Source organism: Nitriliruptor alkaliphilus DSM 45188 (assembly GCF_000969705.1).
Taxonomy (GTDB): Bacteria; Actinomycetota; Nitriliruptoria; order Nitriliruptorales; family Nitriliruptoraceae; genus Nitriliruptor; species Nitriliruptor alkaliphilus.
This window is the reverse complement of sequence record NZ_KQ033901.1, coordinates 3424832-3445250: the sequence shown is the minus strand read 5'-3', so window position 1 is coordinate 3445250 and position 20419 is coordinate 3424832. Positions and strand designations below refer to the sequence as shown.

The window sequence follows — 20419 nt, the reverse complement described above, 5'->3', positions numbered from 1 at the left end:
GCCGGCGTCAGCATGGGGCCGGCCTCAGCGTGCGTGGCGCGAGCGGATCGTGAGCACCGCCAGCGGCAACGAGCCGAGCAGGATCAACAGCAGCGCCGGGGCCGCCGCCCGCGCGAAGAACGCCTCTCGGGTCGCCGACCACACCCGGACGGCCAGCGTGTCGTAGCCCGTCGGCGCCAGCAGCAGGGTCGCTGGTAGCTCCTTCATCGCGGTCAGGAACACCAGTGCACCACCGGTGACCGCCCCGCGGCCCGACAGCGGCAGCACGAGCCGGAACAGGGTCCGTACCCGCCCGGCCCCGAGCGTGCGCGACGCCTCCTCGACCGTGGTCGGCACCTGCATCAGCGAGGTCCGGATCGCACCGACCGCCTGCGGCAGGAACAGCACCACGTAGGCGAAGACCAGCATCGCGAGCGTCTGGTACAGCGTCGGCGTGACGCGGATCCCGACGTACACCAGCGCCAGCGCGACCACGATGCCCGGCAGCGCGTACCCGGTGAACGACAGCCGTTCGATGCCGCGGGCGAGCCGCGACGGCGAACGTGCCGCCCAGATACCGATCGGCAGGGCGGCGATGGTGGCGACCACCGCCCCGAGCAGCGCAGCGAGGAGGCTGCGGCCCGCCGCACCGATGACGAGGTCGATGGCTTCGCCGGCGCGGATGCCGCGCACGAGCCAGTAGCAGACGACGGTGACCGGGACGACGAGGCCCCCGGCCACCACCGTGGCCGCGAACGCCGCCGCGGGCCACCGCCAGCGTCGCAGCGGCACGGTCGTGGCGCGCCGGGCGGTGGTCGCGGACCGGAACTGACCGCCGCGATCGCGCGAGACCCGCGCCTCGACCACCAGGACGACGAGGGTCAGGGCGACCAGGACCAACCCGAGGACCGCAGCCGGAGCGCGGTCGAACGCGGCCCGGAACTGGGTGTAGAGCGCCCGCGTGAAGGTCGAGTAGCGCAGCATCGAGACCGCGCCGAAGTCGCTCAGCACGTACAGGCTGACCAGCAAGCCACCCGCCGCAGCAGCGGGCCGTAGCTGCGGAAGCGTCACGCGCAGGAAGGTCATCACGGGTCCACGACCGAGCGATCGTGAAGCCTCCTCGAACGCCGGGTCGATACCCCGGAGGGCGGACTGACACGTCAGCAGCACGTACGGGTAGGTGAACAGCGTGAGTGCGGCGAACGCCCCGACGAACCCGTAAGGCGAAGGGGGCCGGATCCCGAGCCAGCTCTCGACCAGCCCACCAGGGGCGAACGTCGCCAGGATCGCGTAGGCCCCGACGTAGGTGGGGATGACCAACGGCAGGGCTGTGGCGACGGCGAAGAAGCGGCGGCCGGGCAGGTCGCTTCGAACCGTCAGCCACGCCAGCGGCACGCCCAGCAGCAGCGAGGCGGTGGTGACGGCGAAGGCGAGCCCCACCGTCCGGACCGTCAGCCGCACCGTCTCGGGGGCCGTGATGAGGTCGACGATGCGTTCCAGCGGCAACTCGCTGGCCTGCACGACAAGGTAGGCCGCGGGGACGAGCATCAGGGCCGCGACGACCACAGCGGGGACGGTGACGAGCGGCGAGGTGGCCCCGCTCGCACGCCGCGACCCCCGCCGCCGGGGTGGCGGGGCGGGGGCCGTGGCGTCGAGCGGGTCGACGCGGGTGGTGCGAAGGTCGTCGGTCACGAGACGACGGTAGCCCTCCGGACCGACGACCCTGGACGCATCCTCACGCGAGGGCGCCGGTCTCCTGGAGGAGCGCGATGGTGCCCTGCAGGTCCTCGAGGTCCGACAGGTCGATCGCCGGCGGGTCGAGCTCGTCGACCGAAGGCAGGCCCTCGGGGGCTGGTTGCCCCACGACCGACGGGTACTCGGCCTCGTTGGTCTCCTGGCTGAAGAAGGCCTGGACCTCGTCGCTCAGCAGGTAGTCGACGAGCTGCTCCGCTGCCGACGGCTGGTCGGTGGAGGCCACGATGCCGACACCGGCGACGTTGACCAGACCGCCGATGTCACCGGGCAGGAACTTGTTGGCGACCGCGAAGTCGGGGTTCTCGGCGGTGAAGCGCGGCAGGTAGTAGTGGTTGACCACCGCGATGTCGACCTCGCCCCGCTCGATGGCCTCGAGCTGGGAGGCGTTGTTCTCGAAGACCTGGGCGTCGTTGGCGATCATGCCCTCGAGCCAGTCGCGGGCGACGTCCTCACCCTCGGAGATGCGCAGCGCCGTGACGAACGCCTGGAACGAGCCGTTGGTGGGGGCCCAGCTGACGCGACCCTCCCACTCGGGATCGGTCAGGTCGAGGACGGAATCCGGGACCTCGTCCTCGGTCAGGCGCTCGGTGGAGTACGAGAGCACGCGCACCCGTCCCGTCACGCCGACCCACTGACCGTCGGTGGAAGCGAAGGCAGGCTCGACGCGGTCGACCTGCTCCTGGGGCAGCTGGGCGAGCAGGCCCTCGGCCTGCAGGGCGCCGAGCGCGCCGGCGTCCTGACCGAAGTAGACGTCCGCGGGGGAGGCATCGCCTTCGTTGATGATGGTGGCGGCCAGCTCGGCGGTGTCGCCGTAGCGGACGTCGAGCTCGATGCCGGTCGCCTCGGTGAAGCCGGCGAGCACCTCGCCGACCAGCTCCTCGGACCGACCGGAGTAGACGGTCAGCGGCCCGTCGGCGTCGTCCTCGGCCGCGGCGTCGCCGTCATCCGCGGCGTCACCATCGTCGCCATCGTCGGTGGTCTCCTCGCCGGTCGGGGCGAGCTCGTCGTCGGTGTCGGTGTCGGTGTCGCCGCCGCAGGCGGTGGCGAGCAGCGCCACGGCCAGGCCGGCAGCCACGAGCCGGAGGGAGCGTCGGGTGGATCGCACGGGGGGGTGCCTCCAGGTGCGTCGGGACGGTCGGGAGCAGCCGTCCACGGGGTCGGGGATGCGTTCGCCACCGGATCGGCAGCGCACTGAGGGCAGCCTAACCTCACCGCCGCCACGACCGTCAAATCCGCCGTCAGATCCGCCGTCAGATCCGCGGCGTCGGATCCGCGGGGCCAGCCGGGCCTGACCTGCGTCGTGGGGTCCCCGTGGCCCGCCACAGGCCCCGGTGCGAGGCCCACTAGCCTGGCCCCCTCCCCACGCGTCCGCTCGTCGAAGGCTCCCCCACATGTCGAAGATCATCTACACCTACACCGACGAGGCTCCGGCGCTGGCGACGCACTCGTTCCTGCCGATCATCGAGGCGTTCGCGGGCGCTGCGGGCGTCGAGGTCGAGACGCGGGACATCTCCCTCGCCGCGCGCATCCTCGCCGTCTTCCCCGACCGGCTCACCGACGAGCAGCGGGTGAACGACGCGCTCGGTGAGCTCGGCGAGCTGGTGCGCACGCCCGAGGCCAACATCATCAAGCTGCCCAACATCAGCGCCTCGATCCCCCAGCTGAAGGCAGCCATCAAGGAGCTCCAGGACGACGGCTACGCGATCCCGGACTTCCCCGAGGACCCGACCACCGACGAGGAGCGCGAGGTCCGCGCGCGCTACGACACGGTCAAGGGCAGCGCGGTCAACCCGGTACTCCGCGAGGGCAACTCCGACCGTCGCGCCCCCGCCGCCGTCAAGGCGTACGCCCGCAAGTTCCCCCACCGCATGGGCGAGTGGTCGAAGGACTCCAGGAGCCACGTCGCCACGATGTCGAGCGGGGACTTCCGCTCCTCCGAGCGGTCGGTGACCGTCCCGGATGCCACCGACGTGCGCATCGAGCACACCGCGGCCGACGGCGAGGTGACCGTCCTCAAGGCGTCGACGCCGTTGCAGGCGGACGAGATCATCGACGCTGCGGTGATGCGCCGCCGCGAGCTGGTGGCGTTCCTGGAGCGTGAACTCGCCGACGCCCGCGAGCAGGGGGTGCTGTTCTCGGTGCACCTCAAGGCCACGATGATGAAGGTCTCCGACCCGATCATCTTCGGGCACGCCGTCCGGGTCTTCTTCGCCGACGTGTTCAGCAAGCACGCCGACACCCTCGACCGGCTGGGCGTCAGCCCGAACGACGGGATGGCGAGCCTCGAGACCGCCCTCGGGTCGCTGCCCGAGGACGAGCAGGCCGCCATCCGCGCCGACATCGAGGCCGCGTACGCGTCGGGCCCCGGGCTCGCGCAGGTCGACTCGAGCCGCGGCATCACCAACCTCCACGTGCCGTCCGACATCATCATCGACGCCTCGATGCCCGTGGTGGTCCGCGATTCCGGGCAGATGTGGAACGCCGACGACGAGCAGCAGGACACCAAGGCCGTCATCCCGGACTCGAGCTACGCGGCGCTGTACGCCGAGACGCTCGACTTCTGCCGCGAGCACGGGCAGTTCGACCCGACGACCATGGGCACCGTCCCGAACGTCGGACTCATGGCACAGAAGGCCGAGGAGTACGGCTCGCACGACAAGACCTTCGAGATCAGGGCCGCCGGGATCGTCCGGGTCGTGGACGCGGACGGGACCACCCTCCTCGAGCACGAGGTCGAGGAGGGCGACATCTGGCGCATGTGCCAGACCAAGGACGCACCGGTGCGCGACTGGGTCAAGCTCGCCGTTTCCCGCGCCCGTGCGACGGGGTCACCGGCGGTCTTCTGGCTCGACGAGACCCGCGCGCACGACGCTGAGGTGCTGAAGAAGGTCCGTGACTACCTGCCCGAGCACGACACCGACGGCCTGACGATCGAGGTCATGTCGGTCGCCGACGCGACCCGGTACACCCTCGCCCGGGCCCGCGACGGCCAGGAAACCATCTCGGTCACCGGCAACGTGCTGCGTGACTACCTCACCGACCTGTTCCCCATCCTCGAGGTCGGCACCAGCGCCAAGATGCTCTCGATCGTGCCCCTCATGAACGGTGGTGGGCTGTTCGAGACCGGCGCGGGCGGATCGGCCCCGAAGCACGTCCAGCAGTTCGTCAAGGAGAACCACCTGCGGTGGGACTCGCTCGGCGAGTTCCTCGCGCTGGCGGTGTCCTTCGAGCACCTCGGTGAGCGGTTCGACAACCAGCGGGCGACGCTGCTCGGGGCCACCTTGGACCGGGCGACCGCGACGTTCCTGGAGGAGGGACGCTCGCCGTCACGCAAGGCGGGTGAGCTCGACAACCGCGGCAGCCACTTCTACCTGGCGCGCTACTGGGCGGAGGAGCTCGCGTCGCAGGACGACGACGCCGACATGGCGACCGCCTTCGCCCCGCTGGCCGAGCGACTGGCGGCCGACGAGGACACGATCGTCGACGAACTGAACCGCATCCAGGGCGGCCCCGTGGACATCGGCGGGTACTACTGGGTCGACCGCGACACGACGACCGCGGCGATGCGGCCGAGCGCGACCCTCAACGCGGCCCTGGACAGCTTCTCGGTCTGAGCCGGCCGGACGACGCAGGAGGGCGGGCCAGCCGGCCCGCCCTCCTGTCGTGTCACGCCGCCGGTGTCACCGCACCGGGTAGGCGATCGCCGCGTCGACCGCGAGATCCAGCGACCGCGCGAGGAACGTCGCGACCTGGTCACGCGTCACATCGGCGTTGGGGCCGTAGCTGCCGTCGCGCCGCCCCTGGACCACGCCCTGGACCGCGAGCCGGTTGATGGCCGGCTCGTGCACCGAGCCGTCGTCGTCACCGAAGACGTCGCGGTTCGTGGCGGGCGGGAACGAACCGTTGACACGGTCGTCGTCCAGGAGGTCGACGAAGCGGGCCAACAGGGACGCCATCTGGGCGCGGGTCACCGTGTCGTTCGGCGCGAACCGCGTCCCGTCACCGACGCCCTTGATGACCCCGGCGGCGGCGAGGGCGTTGATGTTGCGCTCGTGGACCGACCCGGCGACGTCGCTGAAGCGGGCTCGGCCGGCGGGCAGCGCCTCGCCGGTCGCCTGCTCGTAGCTGCGCGCCAGGAGGCTCGCCAGCTGCCCCCGCTTCACGTCGTCGCGGGGGGCGTACTTGCTCGGGTCGCTGGTGCCCCTGGTGATCTCCGCAGCGGCGAGGCAACGGATCGCACCCTCGTGCACGGAGCCGGCGATGTCGGTGAAGGTGCGCGGGTAGCTCCCGGGGCACGCGTCCGCGATCCCACGGTCGAACGGCGGCGCGGGTAGCGGTGCGTCGGGCAGCGGGGTGGTGCTCACCCGGGGGGCATCACCCGGCCAGCTCGGTGCCCACGCCCAGCCTTCGATGGAACCCACCTGAGGCGTGCTGTCAGCGGCGCCGACCTGGTACTCGTCCCACGCGCCGCCGCGCTCGGCGGTCCAGTACGACCAGAAGCCACCGGAGCTGTGGAAGCACTCACCGTCCGCGAGCTTCGGCCGGCCCTCGATGGCGCAGATCGCCTCGCCGAACGCGAACTCGAACGTCGTGATGTCGAACCCGGCCGCCTCCAGGACGTCGAAACCGTTCATGCCGCTGCTGATGCGGGGGGCACAGGCGACGGTGGGCGCGCTGTTCGGCAGCAGGGCGGTGAAGTCGACCACGACGCTCACCCCGGCACCGGGCGGGCAGAACGCGTCCGTGCAGTTGAGGTAGGCGGTGGCGGACGCCGACGTGGAGGCGTCGAGCTCGTGCAGCGCAGCGCTGCCCGCGAACACCGCCTGGGTCGTGGCGATACGGACGTTGCCCGGCGCGTCGGTGTAGGTCGTGAAGCTGCCGCGGTCGGCGGCCTTCGCCTCGCAGCCACGCTGCTGGCCGAGCACCCAGTCGAGGGCGTCGTCGGCAGCGTCGTCCTCACCCGCGTAGCGCAGGGCCTGGGCGGCCAGGGCGGTCGAGTTGGTGTTCTCGTCGCCGGCCGGCCCGAACGAACCATCGGCGTTCTGCGCGCCGAGCAGGAAGGTGATCTGGTCAGCGGCGCCCCGCTCCGTCGCGATGAGCGCCTGCGCGGCGACGGCGGTCGTGTCCACGTCACCGCCCGGGCAGCCACCGGCGACGCGGTAGGAGCCGTCGTCACCACAGACCTCGGCCTCGAGGAAGTCGACCGTTGCCTCAGGCGCACCACCGGCCGTGGTCTCGAGGGCGAGGATCGCGAGGGACTGCACGAACAGCTGGGTCTGGTCCGCACCGAAGGGGATCTTGCCATCCCCGTCGACGGCGTCGCGGAGGGCGGCTTCGGCGTCCGTTGCGAGGGGGCTGCCCCCCGCACCCTGGGCGTGCAGCGCCAGGAGCGTCTTGGCCGCATCCCCCGGGGTGGACAGCGCGCCCGAACCGAGGGCCGTGAGCTTCGTCAGGGCGGCGTCGCCGGCGTCACGTGCGGACCCCGAGGCGGCGAAGGCGAGGATGGCGTCGGCGAGCTGGACCGCCGACGGCGAGGAGGTCGCGTCGAGCTGACGGGCCACCCAACCGGCGGCGGCGGGCATCGGGTCGCCGGTCGGGACGTCGGCGGCCGCGGAGGCCGTGGCAACGGGGGCGATGAGCCCCACGGCGAGGAGCGCGGCCAGCGGGCCGCGCGTGGCGAGGCGGCGGCCAGCGCCACCTCGCCGGGATCGTGTGAGCAGGTGCATGTCCAGGTGTCTCCCGGGTGAGCGGTCCGTGACGGACCGGTCCCGAGGTCGACGCCGACGCTCGCGGGGAGCTCGGATCCGGACCTGCTCGACCGGCTCCGTCCCGTAGACCACGACGGACGTGTGGAGCCGCTCGTCCCGAGCAGGCGTTCCGGCTCGGCGTACGCACCCGAACGGGTGGCAGGCCTCACGGTTGCGGGTCAGCGCCGGTCTCGCACCGGCTTCCCCCACGCGGGACGTCCTACGTCGCGACCACTGCTCGAGCGCGACCGCCCGACCATACCCGCTGGCAGCCCCTACGATCGCCTCTCAGGGTCGCCGATGCGCGGCGAGCCCGAATGGGGAGCGCACCGTGGCCCGTTCCGGCCCCCCGGCCTACGCCTGGGACTGGTTCGCACGCCAACGCCTGCTGTGGCGAGAGGCTCGCAGCCGCCTGACGGCCTTGGCGTCCCCCGTCGCGAGCCGGTACCACGCCGTCGACACCCGCGCCGAGGTCCTCGCGCTCCTGCGCACCGACTACGAGCGCGATCCGCTCGTGCGCAACGTCGTCCACGGGGTCGTGACCGACGTGGTCTTCCTCGGCAGGACCTCCGGGCGGTTCGCCGACCTCGGGGTCCCCAACGCCCCGCGCGGCATGCGGTGGTGGTGGAGCGTCCTCACGGGCGAGACACCCGAGCCCCGGCCAGCGTCCGAGGTCCCAGCGCGGCAACGGACAGAACCGGCCCAGCTCACCCTCGACGAGGTCAACCAGGGCTGGGGTGGCTGACCGAGCGGCGGGTCCGGCTCAGGTGGGGACGTCCGGGAGGTCGACGCGCAGCTGCGCACCGACCGGGACGTCGTCGAGGGTGAGCTCCGCACCGATGAACCGGCCCATCTGACGGGCCGTCGCGAGGCCGAGCCCGAGGCCAGGCCGGCGATCGTCCCCGCGCACGAAGCGGTCGAAGATCCGGTCGCCGAGCTCCCGCGGGATACCCGGACCATCGTCGTGGACCGTGATGCGCACCGCGCCGGCCACCCGTACCGCGCGGATCGCGACGTGGTCGCCGTGGTGGAGGGCGTTCTCGACCACCGGGCCCAGGACCAGTCGGGCCAGGGTGGGGTCGGTGACCACCCGCAGGTCCGGCGAGCACGCCACCTCGGTGCACCCAGCGCCGCCCTGGTCACGCACGACCAGGTCGAGCACGTCGCGGACGACGCACGCCACCGGCTCGGGCGCGCGGTGGCCGAGTTCGACGCTCGCCAGCGTCAGCAGCTCTTCGACGAGGTGTTCGAGCCGAACGGCGGCGGTCACGATGCGGTCGAGCATGGCGGCACGCTCGTCCTCGGTCAGCCCCTCGCCCTGCGCGCCGAGGGTGCTCGCGAAGCCCGAGATGATCGTCAGCGGTGTCCGCAGTTCGTGGGAGACCCGTGCGACGAAGTCGGCCCGAGCGACCTCGAGCTCGCGCTGCGCATCGAGCCAGCCCGAGGTGGGCGTGGCGCCGGCGAGCAGCACGGCCGCCAGCTCGACGGCCGCAGGATCGGGTGGCGGACGTCCCGCTGGACGGTGCACGACCAGCGCGCCCCGGCCTCTGCCGTCGATGACCAGCGGAGCGGCCACCACACTGCCGTCGGCGTCGTCACCGCTGACCAGTGCGCCTCGCTCGACCGCGCGCCGGGCCGTCACCGAGGTGGTCCGCGGCCGGGTCGCGGGCAGGATGGCGACCACCTCGATGTCCGATCCGGTCGCCAGGTGGAGCGACACCCGATCACCACCGACGGTGTCGAGGTCGAGCAGACCAGCCACGACGTGGGCCAGCGCGGCATCCAGCCCTCGGTGGGCGGGCAACGTGTGGGCGGTGGCCACGAAGCGGTCGTGCAGCGTCCTGGCGTCGACCGGCGCCACCTGCCACCCGCCCGGATCCGCTGCGTCCACACCTGCCTCACGACGTCGGGTGGACCGTCCAGCCCCGCACCGGACCGGTCACCGGGACGGTAGCCGTCGGCGGACGCGCGCCGCAGCCCCTCGGGACCCCGAACGCGAGATCGCCCGGGAGGCTCTCGCTGCGGCGTACCCACAACACGCGGCAGTCGTGCCCACTTTGCGGCGGTGCGCGCCACCCTTGTCTGGTGACGCCAGCTTTCGACGGTGACGCCAGAACGGCGTTGGACCGCCGTCTGCCGTCACCGTCGTGTTCTTACGTCACCGAGCGACCCCGACGACCAGTGGAACACGCCCGTGGGAGCTACCCGGGCGGTTCGCGAGGACGAGCACCGCGGCTACTCGATCGGTCGGTCGGCGCTCCAGCCGAGCGACGCGTGGAGGCTCCGGTGCGTCGAGCCGAGGGCGGGCCCCGTCGACCGGTCCGTGAGGTTGAGGGCCAGATCGTGGAGCAGATGGTCGAGCGGCACCCGGACGACCCGCGTCGATCTGCCGCAGCCACCCCGTCGAGGCCGCACCCGTTGCCCGTGGCAGCACGGGATGGTGAGGTGCGGCTCGTACGCTGGCGGGATGGAACCCACCGTCGAACGTTTCCGTGGACTCGCCCGGTCATCGCCGTGGCGCTGGTCGACCCTGCGGTACACCGAGCAGCGGCCCGACTGGCACCCCGACGGCTCGCCGCTGCGGGTCCTGGTCCGCCGCCCGAAGCTGGCTCGGATCGAGCGTCTCGATGGCACGCTCGTGCGCATCCTCCGCGAGGAGCCGCGGACCGTCACGCCGCTGAGCCGGGGTGGCGACGCCGGGCCGGTCGAGCTGCCCGGGAGCTCCAGCGCGTCGGTCGAGTTCGACGCCGACGGGCTCGTCCGCCGACGCCCGGACCGGTGGGAGACCGACACCGACACCGCCATGATCGGCAACTACTACGACGTCGCCACGCTCGACCCGGTCGAGCTCGCCGACGGCCACGATGGAGGTCCCGGCGCCACCATCGACGATCTTCGCGCGGTCGAGCACCACGGGCGCGAGACGTGGGAGGCGATCCTCCGCCCGACGGCCGTCTACGAGCCTCGCTGCACGTGCTGCTCGCTCCTGCTGTCCGAGCTGATCGAGGATGCCGGGTTCGAGCCGCGAGCCGAGGACCGCAGCTTCACCTACCCGGACGCGCAACGCATCAGACTCGACGTCGGCACCGGGGTCTGCGTCGCCAACGAGCAGCTCGGCGGCTCCCGTGCGGGCACCGGTCACGACATCGCGATCGAGGCCGTCGACGAGCCGATGGCCGACGACCTGTTCCCACCCCCCACGCCCTCGCGGTGGTCGAGGCTCCTCGGCGGACCCTGAGGTCGGGTCACGATCTTGCGCGGTACCGCACACTGGGCGGCAGCGACCGGGACCCCTCCCCTGCCAGGTCCGAACCGCGGGGGCGCCGTCCCACCCTCGCGCGAGGTGCCCTCTTGTCCCTGTCCCTGTCCCGGCGCTCCGCTGGCCTCCCCGGCGTGGGGGCTGTGGTCCGCCGCCAGCTGGCGCGCACCTTCGGACCGGCGCCGTTCGACCCCGCTGCGGACCCCGGTGACCCGGGGGTGACCGGCCCGGGGTCATCCTCTTGGCGCGTGATCGCCGAGCCCGCTGCCATCGCGGGCGGCATCCGGGGCCTGCTGCTGCAGGTGGCCCACCCGCTGGCGATGGCCGGGGTCCACGACCACTCCGCGTTCCGCGAGGACCCGCTCGGAAGACTGCAGCGGACGTCGGGGTACGTCACGGGCTCGGTCTTCGGTTCGACCCGCGAAGCGATCGAGTTCGCCGAGGTCGTCCGGCGCGTGCACCCGCACGTGCGCGGGGTCGCCCCCGACGGGCGCCCCTACCGCGCCGACGACCCGCACCTGCTCGCCTGGGTCGGCATCGCCCTCACCTCCTCCTTCCTGACCGCGCACCGCGTCTGGGCACCCACGCAGCTCACCGCCGCGGAGGAGGACCGCTTCATCCTGGAGCAGTCACGCATCGCGGCGCTGCTCGACCCGCGCGTCGACCTGGCCGACCTGCGTGTCGACACGGCCGCCACCTCCGTGGCCATCCGCGAGGGCTCGTTGTCCCTCCCCATGGTCGAGGATGGCACCCTCCCGCGCTCGGTCGCCGAGCTGGACGCGATCCTGGACGCCTACGCGCCCGAGCTCGGGGTCAACCACCAGGGTCGCGAGGCCCTGCGCTTCCTGCGGTGGCCGCCGCTGCCCGCCCCGGTCCGCGCCGGCTACCTGACCCTCTTCGGCGGGGCGGTGGGGTCGCTGCAGCCACGGGAACGGCGCGCGCTCGACATCACCCTCCGACGACCGGCCCCGGGCCTGGCGGTCGAGGGGGCCGGCGCGGCGCTGGCCGTCATGCGGATCGCGACCGGGACCTCGCCGTCGGTGCAGCTGGCCGGGGCCCGCGCCGCGGCCTGACCTCCCAGGTCATCGCGCTCAGGTGAACGCGCACTAACATGCCGGTCGGGAGTCGATGAGGGAGAGCACCACGTGACCCGGCGCACCGCGATCCGGACCTGTCCGCTGTGCGAGGCCACCTGCGGCCTCGCGATCGAGATCGAGGACGACCGCGTGGTCGGCGTCCGCGGCGACACCGATGACGTCTTCAGCCGGGGCTACCTGTGTCCCAAGGGCGCGACGATCGGTGAGCTCGAGCACGACCCCGACCGGCTGACCGCCCCACGGGTCCGTCGCGACGGGACGCTCGAGCCCGCCACCTGGGACGAGGCGTTCTCGGAGGTGGCCGATCGGCTGCGCCCGATCGTCGACGAGCACGGGCCGGACAGCGTCGCGATCTACGTCGGCAACCCCAACGCCCACACCCTCTCGGGTCAGCTGTACCTGCGCGCCCTGATCAAGTCGCTGCGCACCCGCAACGTCTACTCGGCGTCCTCGGTCGACCAGCTGCCAAAGCACGTCAGCGCCGGGCTGACCTTCGGCGATCCGCTCGCCATCCCGGTGCCGGACATCGACCGGACCGACCTGCTCGTCGTGCTCGGCGGCGACCCGCGCACCTCCAACGGGTCGCTGTGGACCGCACCGGACCTGCCCGGGCGCCTGGACGCCCTGCGCGCCCGCGGTGGCCGGCTGGTCGTGGTCGACCCGCGTCGCTCACGGACGGCGAAGAAGGCCGACCAGCACCTCGCGATCCGCCCCGGGACCGACGCACTCCTGCTGGCCGCGATCGTGGCGACCCTCGTCGAGGAGGACCTCGTCGATGTCCCCGACGGCCTGGCGGCCCACATCGAGGGGATCGACGCCGCGTGCGACGCGCTCCGCGGGTTCAGCGCCGAACGCGTCGCGGCGACCTGCGGCGTGGAGGCCGAGGCGATCCGCGGGCTGGCGCGCGACCTGGCGACCGCCGACCGCGCGGTGGTCTACGGCCGCCTCGGCACCACGACCGTCGAGCACGGCACCGTGGCCAGCTGGCTGGTCGACGTCGTCAACGTGCTGACCGGGAACCTCGACCGCCCCGGGGGTGCGATGTTCCCGAAGCCCTCCCACCACCGCCCCGGCTCCAGGCGTCCGTTCCGCATGGGCCGCTGGAGCTCACGCGTCCGCGACCTGCCCGAAGCCATCGGTGAGCTGCCGGTCGCGACCCTGGTCGACGAGATCGAGACCCCCGGGGACGGGCAGGTCCGGGCGCTGGTGGTGGTCGGCGGCAACCCCGCGCTGTCGACACCCGACGCCGCCCGCCTCGACGCCGCGATCGCCGGACTCGAGCTCGTGGTGGCGGTCGACCCCTACGTCGGGGCCACCGCCCGGCACGCCGACGTCGTCCTGCCTCCGCCCGGAGCGCTGCAGCGCAGCCACTGCGACCTGGTGTTCGCCGGCCTGTCGATCCGCAACGTCATCAACTACTCCCCCGCCGCCCTGCCGCTGCCCGACGACCAGCTCGACGAGTGGGAGATCCTGCTCGCGCTGGCATCGATCGCGCTCGGTGCGGGTGTCCCGAGGGACGACGCCGGTGAGGTCGACGTCGCCGCTGCGGATGCCTTCGTCGCCCAGCAGACCGCCGAAGCGCTCGTCGCCGACCCGCACGCCCGCATCGGCATCGAGCGGGATCCTGCGGCGTTGCTGGCTGCCGTCGGCGATCGTCACGGGCCCGAGCGCATGCTCGACCTCGTCCTGCGGGCCGGCCCCTACGGCGACGGCTTCACCGGTGGTGATGGCCTGACGTTGGCGACCCTGGAGGCCGCACCGCACGGGATCGATCACGGTCCGCTGGAGTCCCGGATCCCGGACGTGCTGACCACCGAGGACGGCCGGGTCCACCTCAGCCCCGAGCCCTTCCTGGCGCAGCTGCCGGCCCTGGCGGCCGTGCTCGACGCCGACCCGGCACCGGTGGTCCTCATCGGCCGCCGCCACCTGCGTACCAACAACAGCTGGTCGCACAACGTGCCGAGCCTCAGCCGTGGCCGGTCGCTGTGCGTCCTGCAGGTCCACCCCGACGACGCGGCCCGCGATGGCCTGATCGACGGTGCCCGGGCCCGCGTCACCTCGGCCGCCGGGACCGTGGAGGTGGACGTCGAGGTGACCGACGACCTGCGACCCGGGGTGGTCAGCCTCCCGCACGGGTTCGGTCACGACCTCGAGGGCGTGGAGCTCCAGCTGGCACGCTCCCGACCTGGTACCAACACCAACGTGCTCACCGACCGCTTCCAGGTCGACCGCGTCAGCGGCACCGCGGTGCTCAACGGCATCCCGGTCGAGCTCGCACCCGCGTGAGAGGACCCGCGTGAGGCGTCTGGTACGACGGACCGCCCTGGCCGTGCTCGCCGTCGCCGCTCTGGCCGCCTGCGAGGGCGGGACCGGGGACGACGGAGCGGGCGGCCGGGCGGCTGCCGACGTCGACGTCGACCGTGGGGCCGAGCTGTTCGCCGCCAACTGCGCCGTCTGCCACGGCGATGCGGCCGACGGCACGGCCGCGGGTCCACCGCTGGTGCACGAGATCTACGAGCCGTCCCACCACAGCGACGCCGCGTTCCTGATCGCGGTCCAACGCGGCGTGCAGCCCCACCACTGGGACTTCGGCCCGATGCCGCCGATCAGCGGTCTCGATGCGGCGGACGTCGCCGACATCACCGCCTGGGTGCGCGAGCGCCAACGCGAGGCCGGGATCGAGTAAGCCTGGCATCCTCGTCGAACGGGTCGCGGTCGAGCAGCTTGGCGATCACGTACCGGCCGACCTCCTTCAGCGTCGCCAGGACCGGCACCACCAGCAACGTGCCGACCAGGCCGCCGACCTGGAAGCCGACGAGCAGGCCGATGAGGATGGTCGCCGGTGACATCTGGACGGCGACCCCGGTGATGAACGGCGCCATGAGGTTCGCCTGGAGCTGCACCACGACGATGTAGATCACGATCACCAGCACCGTGAAGGCGGGCCTCGACCAGTCGAGGCGCGTCGACCCGAACGCGATCGCGGCGATCACGCCCGGAACCGCGGCGATGATGGGACCGAAGGTCGGGATCATGTTGAGCAGGGCCATGATGAGGCCGAGGACGAACGCGCCCGGGAGCCCGACGGCCCACAGCACCCCCCAGACCAGCAGACCGGTCACGAGGCTGTTGACCAGCTGCCCGTACAGGTAGCCGCGCCAGATCCCGCCGATCCGCCGGCTCACGCGCTTGCTGTCGTCGGCGTACGCCTGCGGGACGTTCGCCAGGAACGCGGCGTGGAACCGGTGGCTGTCCGCGCTGAGGTAGAGCGCGATCAGGAAGGTGACCAGCATCGTGATCAGCACCCCACCGAGGGCCTGGACCGAGGTCACCAGGCCGCCGAGCAGCACGTTGACCTCCCGGCCCCCGATGCGGATCGTCGCGTCGGCCTCACCGTCATCGACGTCATCGACGTCATCGACGCCATCGACGTCATCGACGCCATCGGTGTCGGCGGCGTCGAACGGTTCCGCCGTCTCGAGGCGCTCGATCATCGGGTCGACCGACTCGCTGAAGTCGAGCTCGTAGCCCGCGAGCTGGATGCTCCGGACGCGCTCGAGCCATCCGACGGCGTCGTCGCGGAGGGTGTCGGCAGCCTCTGCCGGATCGATCTCGGAGAAGGAGGCGACGATGCCGCCGACGATCAACCCACCGATCAGCAGGAACGCGAGGCCGACCACCAGGTAGCTGGCCAGCAGGGCGAGCACCTTCGGTAACCGGGCACGCCGCTGCAGCACGCGGATCAGCGGTGCCATGAGGAAGGCGAGCAGCCCCGCCAGCGCGACCACGGTCAGCACGTTGCGGGCCAGGTACAGCCCGATCAGCCCCGCGACCACCAGACCCACGCCTGCCGTCATCTTGCTCGACGGATCCCACCGCGGGGAGGGGGCCCTCGCCGCCGTGCCCTCGTCCGACGGCTCTACGACGTCCTCGTCCGGCGGACCCGCGACGTCCTCGTCCGGCGGACCCGCGACGTCCCCGCCCGGCCCACTCACCGGTCTGCCCCACCCGTGCGACGGGCGAGGAGGAGCGCGAACCCGTGGGTGTCGCCGCCGTGGACCTGCTCGACCTCCAGGCCGGCGGCGGCGAGCTCGGCGCGGATGCCCGGCACGCGGAACTTGCACGAGTGCTCGACCAGGAGGTGCTCGCCAGCGGCGAAGTGCACGTCGAGGTCCAGCCGCTCGAGGCGGGCGTGGACCTCGCGGGTGGCCTCGAGGGTGAGCTCGACATGTTCCGCCTCGGCGTCCCACCGGGCGCGATGGACGAAGGCGTCCACCGGCAGATCACCGGCCAGCTCACGGTTGAGGATCACGAGCAGGTTGGTCGTGAAGGCCGCGGTGACCCCGGCCGCGTCGTCGTAGGCGGCCTCGAGCACGTCGCGCGGCTTGACGAGATCCACGCCCAGCAGGAACCGATCCTCGGGTGCCATGCTGTCCGCGATCGCGGTCAGCAGCTCAGCTCGGGCGGGTGGGAGCAGGTTGCCGATGGTCGAACCGAGGAAGGCGACCAGGCGTCGGCCGTCCCGGGGGACCTTGCCGAGATCGCGGGAGAAGTCCCCGATGGCGCCGCGGACCTCGAGCCACGGATGGTCGACCGCCAGCTCGGCGGCCGCCTGCTCGACGGCAGCGACCGACACGTCGAGCGGTGCGTAGCGGTCACCGGTCCCCTGCCGGTGCATCGCTTCGAGCAGGAGCCGCGTCTTGCGCGACGACCCCGATCCGAGCTCGAGCAGCTCGTCCGGCTGCGCCGCTGCGACGATGGCGTCCGCCGCGTCCTCCAGGATGGCGGTCTCGGCCCGCGTCACGGGGTACTCGGGCAGCTGTGTGATCACCTCGAACAGCTCCGAGCCACGGGCGTCGTAGAGGTGCTTGGGTGGCAGGTGCTTGGGTGTGGAGATCAGGCCCTGCCGCGCGTCGTCGGCGAGTTCCTCGCGTGGTGCCCGCAGCATCGACAGGGTGGTGATGGTGATGGTGACGGGCTTCACGCGTGCTCCTCGAGGAGGGTCAGGGGTCGTGTCGCCACCGCGCCGGTGCGTCCAACGTGCACGAGCGTCGCGTCGGGTACCGACGTCCAACCGGTCGCGGAGCCGGGGTCAGCGTGGTCGAGCGGCTCGGACGCCACGACCGTACAACCGTCCCAGCCCGGGGCGCCGGTGGCCACCCACAGGCTGTTGCCGGGCAGGTCCAGCGACCCTCGGACGGCGACGGCCTCGGTCCCGTCGGTGACGGCGAGGTTCAACGTCGCCGGCTGAGAGGCGGCTCGACAGGCGACCACGGCATCCACGAGGGCGAGCTCGACCGCCGCTGCCAGGTCCGCACCCCGGCGACGGTGGGCCGCGATCAGCAGGGCCAGCACCCGGGAATCGCTCACCGCCGGGAGGCCGCTGAGCAGGTCGTCGGGCAGCTCGCGCAGCAGCGTCGCGGCCACCCCGGTCCGGAACCCGCCGAGCCAGCCGTTGTGGGCGACCGCGAGGTCACCCACCACGAACGGGGCGACCAGGTCGGCGCCGTGGCCGATCCCGGGGGTCGCCCCGCGGACGGCCGCCAGCACCGTGCCGGCGGTCAGGCGTGCGGCGAGGTCCGGCAGGTTCGGGTCCGACCACGGCGGCGCGAGCGTGGCGTAGCGCAGCGGCGTCGGATCGCCGTCGCCCGGCCACCACGCGATGCCGGTGCCGTCGACGTTCACGTTGCCGTGCTGCTGCTGGCGCGGCGCGTAGCTCTGGACCTCCAGGCCGTGCGGCGCGGTGAGCAGGTCACCGATCGGGCGGGCCGGCCCGAGGCGCAGCGCGAAACGGCACACCTCAGGCCCCCCGCGTCGCGGGGACGTCGCGGGCGACGCGGATCCCGGCCAGGACCTGCCGGCGGTAGGGGTGGTCCCAGTTGCGGTAGGTGGTCCGGGCGATCGGCTCGGCGATCGCCCAGGAGGAGCCCCGGAGCACGGCGTAATCCCCGCCGAAGAACACCTCGCTGTACTCGCGGTAGGGGAAGGCCGCGAAGCCGGGATAGGCCTCGAACCCCGAGCTGGTCCACTCGTAGACGTCCCCGGCGAGCTGCTCGACACCGTACGCCGAGGCACCTGCCGGGTGGCTGCCGACCGGGTCGGGCGCGGCGCGGCGCAGCCCGACGTTCGCTCGGGCCGGCGTGACGGGGGCGTCACCCCACGGGAAGCGACGCTTGGTCCCCGTCGCCGGGTCCCACGAGGCGGCCTTCTCCCACTCGGCCTCGGTGGGCAGGCGCCCTCCGTCCCACCGCGCGAACGCGTCCGCTTCGAACCAGCTGACGTGCTGCACGGGCTCGCGAGGATCGAGCGCCACGTCGCGGCCGGTACGACGCACCCGCCAGCCACCGGTGAGGTCGGGGACCCACCCCTGGGGCGCAGCGTGGCCGGTCTGCTGGAGCCAGGCCCAGCCCCGGTCGGTCCACCACTCGGGCCGGCGGTACCCGCCGTCGGCGACGAACGCGGCGTACCGGCGGCAGCTGACCGGGTAGCGGTCCAGGGCGAAGGTGGGGACCTCGACGCGGTGGGCCCCGCGTTCGTTGTCGTAGGCGTACGGGTCGTGGTCGGTGCCCATCACGAAGGGCCCACCGGGGACCACGACCCGCGCCTCGTCGTCGACCCTGCGGGGTGCCGACGGCGGGGCATGGTCGGGCAGCGGCGTCTCCAGGCCGTCACGCACCAGCAGGGACTGCACCACGGTCTCCTGGTGCTGGCTCTCGTGCTGGGCGATCATCCGGTGGACGGCGCCGTCCCGCACCAGGGGGTCGTCAGGGGTCAGCTCGATCCGGTGCAGCAAGGCCAGGCTCTCGGCCCGCACCTCGTCGAGGTAGGCCGAGGCCTCGTACCGATCGAGCAGCGGCAGGCCGCCCCGCACGCCGCGTGGCTGCTCGAAGGCGTCGTAGAGCCGATCGAACTCCTCCTCGGTGAGGCGTGCGCCACCGAGCTGCCGGACGAGCCAGAGCTCCTCGAAGTTGCCGACGTGGGCGACGTCCCACACCACCGGTGACAGGAAGTCGATCGGTTGGGTGTGCAGCTCGTCGTCGGTCAGCGGCGCCACCAGGCGCTCGGTCCGGGCGCGGGTGTCGGTCAACAGACGCGTCAACCGGTCGATCAGCGGCGTGGTCACCGGTGCACCTCGGCGGTGGTCGGTAGCGGTTCGGCTGCCCAGTCCAGGGCGAGCAGGGGGTCGCGTTCGAGCAGCTCGGCCAGTTCGTCGGCCGGGGCGCGGCCGCGGACGGTGAAGCGGTCCACGTAACCCTCGACGGCCATACCGTCGGCGCGGGTCACCCCGGGGAGCCGGGCGGCGCCGTCACGAGCGTAGGCCCACACCTCGACGGCCAGGGCGCACAGGCGCGGGTCGCTGAGCCCCTCGGTCGCGCAGCGGCGTGCCAGGTCGGGCAGGCCCGCGCGGTACGGCTCGAGCAGTCCGAGGATGGCGTCGCGCGCGCGGGCGTCGAGCACCGCTCCCGCCACCAGCAACACCAGCGCCCGGCGGAACCGGGCGGGCACCGCGTCGATGGCGCGCAGCTCGAGGAACCCCCGGGCACGTACCTCCGGGAACAGGGTCGTCAGGTGCTCACGGACGTCGGCCTCGGTGGGGCGACCGACGGCGTGCCCGTGCCGGAGCCAGTCGTCGAGGCTGCGGACGTCCGGCCGCCCCCCCGAGGGTCCAAGCGCCGACAGGAGCAGGACGTCGGCCGTCAGGGCGAGCTCGAGCACGTGGTCGGCGACGTCGCCACGGTCGGCGAGGAACCCGGGAGCGAACCCGGTCCTCGTCGGGTCCAGCGCCTGCCAGGCCAGGCTCCGGCGCGAACGCACCCGTCGCCCGGCGACGCCGGCAGGGCTGGCCGCGAAGGTCGCGGTGGCCAGCGGGGCGAGCAGGTTGGTCACCGCCCAGCGGGCGTCGGCCTCGGCGCCCGTGCCGAGATCGAGGTTGATCTGCAACGCGCACGTGTGGCGCATCATCAGCGGTCCGTCGGACCCCCGGGCGGCGAGGTGGGCGTGCATCCGTCGGTACCGGGGCGCGGGCAGCTGCTGCGGAGCCGTCGCGACGTCGTGCCACACGTCGAGACCGGCGGCCAGCAGCGACCCGCCGACCGCGTCGAAGCGTGCTGCCACCCGTCCCGCGGTGCGGGTGAGCTCGTCGAGCGCGTCCGGGACGCGCTGGCAGCAGCTGGTCGCGATCTCGACCTGGCCACCAGGTTCGACCGTCAGGGACGAGCCGTGCGCCGCGGCATCCGCCCGTCCGAGCGCGACGACCTCGGCGATCGAGGGCACGGAGCCGACCGGCTCGTTCAGCCGCAGCCGGCGCGTCGGGGTGACGCGGGTGACCGGCAGGAGCTCGAGCTCGAGCCCCACCCCCGAGCCGGTGGTCGGCCCACCGTCCACGGCCTCGGCGACGAGGTGCACGACGTCGGCGTGCGAGACCGCGACGTCCGCGTCGTGGGTCGGCATCGCGTCTCCGTCGGGCTGGGGAGCGTCGAGTTGGGCAGCCACACCCTCGGCGGGGTGGCCGGCGACGCCGCACCCACCGCTGAAGAACCCTGCCAGCTGGGTCCGACATTCCCACCCGTCCATCCGACGGG

Annotated in this window: 15 protein-coding genes and 1 riboswitch; of the genes, 6 read left to right on the top strand and 9 right to left on the bottom strand. The window is 72.9% G+C overall.

The features are described 5' to 3' along the window. Positions 1 to 24 precede the first annotated feature (24 nt). Positions 25 to 1671 carry an ABC transporter permease gene (locus NITAL_RS15930; protein ID WP_083441646.1) on the bottom strand — a complete coding sequence of 549 codons (1647 nt, stop codon included), beginning with the start codon at positions 1669 to 1671 and terminating at the stop codon, positions 25 to 27. A 43-nt stretch (positions 1672 to 1714) separates the two neighbouring features. Beyond that, positions 1715 to 2839: an iron ABC transporter substrate-binding protein gene (locus tag NITAL_RS15925; RefSeq protein WP_052667218.1), complete on the bottom strand. Its 1125-nt coding sequence runs from the start codon at positions 2837 to 2839 to the stop codon at positions 1715 to 1717. Positions 2840 to 3125: 286 nt separating this feature from the next. On the opposite strand from NITAL_RS15925, the gene NITAL_RS15920 reads away from it, so the two are divergent. Continuing rightward, positions 3126 to 5348 (top strand): NADP-dependent isocitrate dehydrogenase, encoded by a 2223-nt coding sequence (locus tag NITAL_RS15920; RefSeq protein WP_052667217.1) that lies wholly within the window; start codon positions 3126 to 3128, stop codon positions 5346 to 5348. Between the two features lie 66 nt (positions 5349 to 5414). Here NITAL_RS15920 and NITAL_RS15915 read toward each other — a convergent pair whose 3' ends face one another. Then, positions 5415 to 7460, bottom strand: a complete 2046-nt coding sequence (locus NITAL_RS15915) for an S-layer homology domain-containing protein (protein ID WP_157041882.1) — start codon at positions 7458 to 7460, stop codon at positions 5415 to 5417. A gap of 162 nt (positions 7461 to 7622) precedes the next feature. Further along, positions 7623 to 7731: riboswitch (cobalamin riboswitch) on the bottom strand. A gap of 81 nt (positions 7732 to 7812) precedes the next feature. Here NITAL_RS15915 and NITAL_RS15910 point away from each other — a divergent pair. Further along, positions 7813 to 8226: a hypothetical protein gene (locus NITAL_RS15910; protein ID WP_052667215.1), complete on the top strand. Its 414-nt coding sequence runs from the start codon at positions 7813 to 7815 to the stop codon at positions 8224 to 8226. 18 nt (positions 8227 to 8244) lie between these two features. On the opposite strand, the gene NITAL_RS15905 is transcribed toward NITAL_RS15910, so the two are convergent. Then, complete coding sequence (locus tag NITAL_RS15905) at positions 8245 to 9372, bottom strand: sensor histidine kinase (protein ID WP_052667214.1); 1128 nt, start codon at positions 9370 to 9372, stop codon at positions 8245 to 8247. Between the two features lie 576 nt (positions 9373 to 9948). Here NITAL_RS15905 and NITAL_RS15900 point away from each other — a divergent pair. The 4 genes from NITAL_RS15900 to NITAL_RS15885 all read left to right on the top strand — a co-directional run bounded on the left by NITAL_RS15900 (position 9949) and on the right by NITAL_RS15885 (position 14523). Next, positions 9949 to 10719: a hypothetical protein gene (locus NITAL_RS15900; protein ID WP_052667213.1), complete on the top strand. Its 771-nt coding sequence runs from the start codon at positions 9949 to 9951 to the stop codon at positions 10717 to 10719. A 113-nt stretch (positions 10720 to 10832) separates the two neighbouring features. Further along, entirely contained in the window at positions 10833 to 11813 is a 981-nt protein-coding gene (locus NITAL_RS15895) for an oxygenase MpaB family protein (protein WP_169786864.1), read from the top strand. A gap of 72 nt (positions 11814 to 11885) precedes the next feature. Continuing rightward, positions 11886 to 14123, top strand: a complete 2238-nt coding sequence (locus tag NITAL_RS15890; RefSeq protein ID WP_052667211.1) for a molybdopterin-dependent oxidoreductase — start codon at positions 11886 to 11888, stop codon at positions 14121 to 14123. 10 nt (positions 14124 to 14133) lie between these two features. Next, a complete protein-coding gene (locus NITAL_RS15885) occupies positions 14134 to 14523 on the top strand; it encodes a c-type cytochrome (RefSeq protein ID WP_052667210.1) in 390 nt (129 codons plus the stop codon). Here NITAL_RS15885 and NITAL_RS15880 read toward each other — a convergent pair. The 5 genes from NITAL_RS15880 to NITAL_RS15860 all read right to left on the bottom strand — a co-directional run bounded on the left by NITAL_RS15880 (position 14477) and on the right by NITAL_RS15860 (position 20288). Next, complete coding sequence (locus tag NITAL_RS15880; RefSeq protein ID WP_157041881.1) at positions 14477 to 15694, bottom strand: AI-2E family transporter; 1218 nt, start codon at positions 15692 to 15694, stop codon at positions 14477 to 14479. The genes NITAL_RS15885 and NITAL_RS15880 overlap by 47 nt on opposite strands. Before the next feature lie 134 nt (positions 15695 to 15828). After that, the gene (gene egtD / locus NITAL_RS15875) at positions 15829 to 16785 is read right to left on the bottom strand and encodes an L-histidine N(alpha)-methyltransferase (RefSeq protein WP_052669725.1); all 957 of its coding nucleotides are present in this window, start codon (positions 16783 to 16785) and stop codon (positions 15829 to 15831) included. Positions 16786 to 16817: 32 nt separating this feature from the next. Continuing rightward, entirely contained in the window at positions 16818 to 17636 is an 819-nt protein-coding gene (locus tag NITAL_RS15870; protein WP_052667208.1) for a class II glutamine amidotransferase domain-containing protein, read from the bottom strand. Position 17637: 1 nt separating this feature from the next. Continuing rightward, complete coding sequence (egtB, locus tag NITAL_RS15865; RefSeq protein ID WP_052667207.1) at positions 17638 to 18960, bottom strand: ergothioneine biosynthesis protein EgtB; 1323 nt, start codon at positions 18958 to 18960, stop codon at positions 17638 to 17640. Further along, positions 18957 to 20288 carry a glutamate-cysteine ligase family protein gene (locus NITAL_RS15860; protein ID WP_169786863.1) on the bottom strand — a complete coding sequence of 444 codons (1332 nt, stop codon included), beginning with the start codon at positions 20286 to 20288 and terminating at the stop codon, positions 18957 to 18959. Before NITAL_RS15860 ends, egtB begins: the two co-directional genes overlap by 4 nt. Positions 20289 to 20419: the final 131 nt, after the last annotated feature.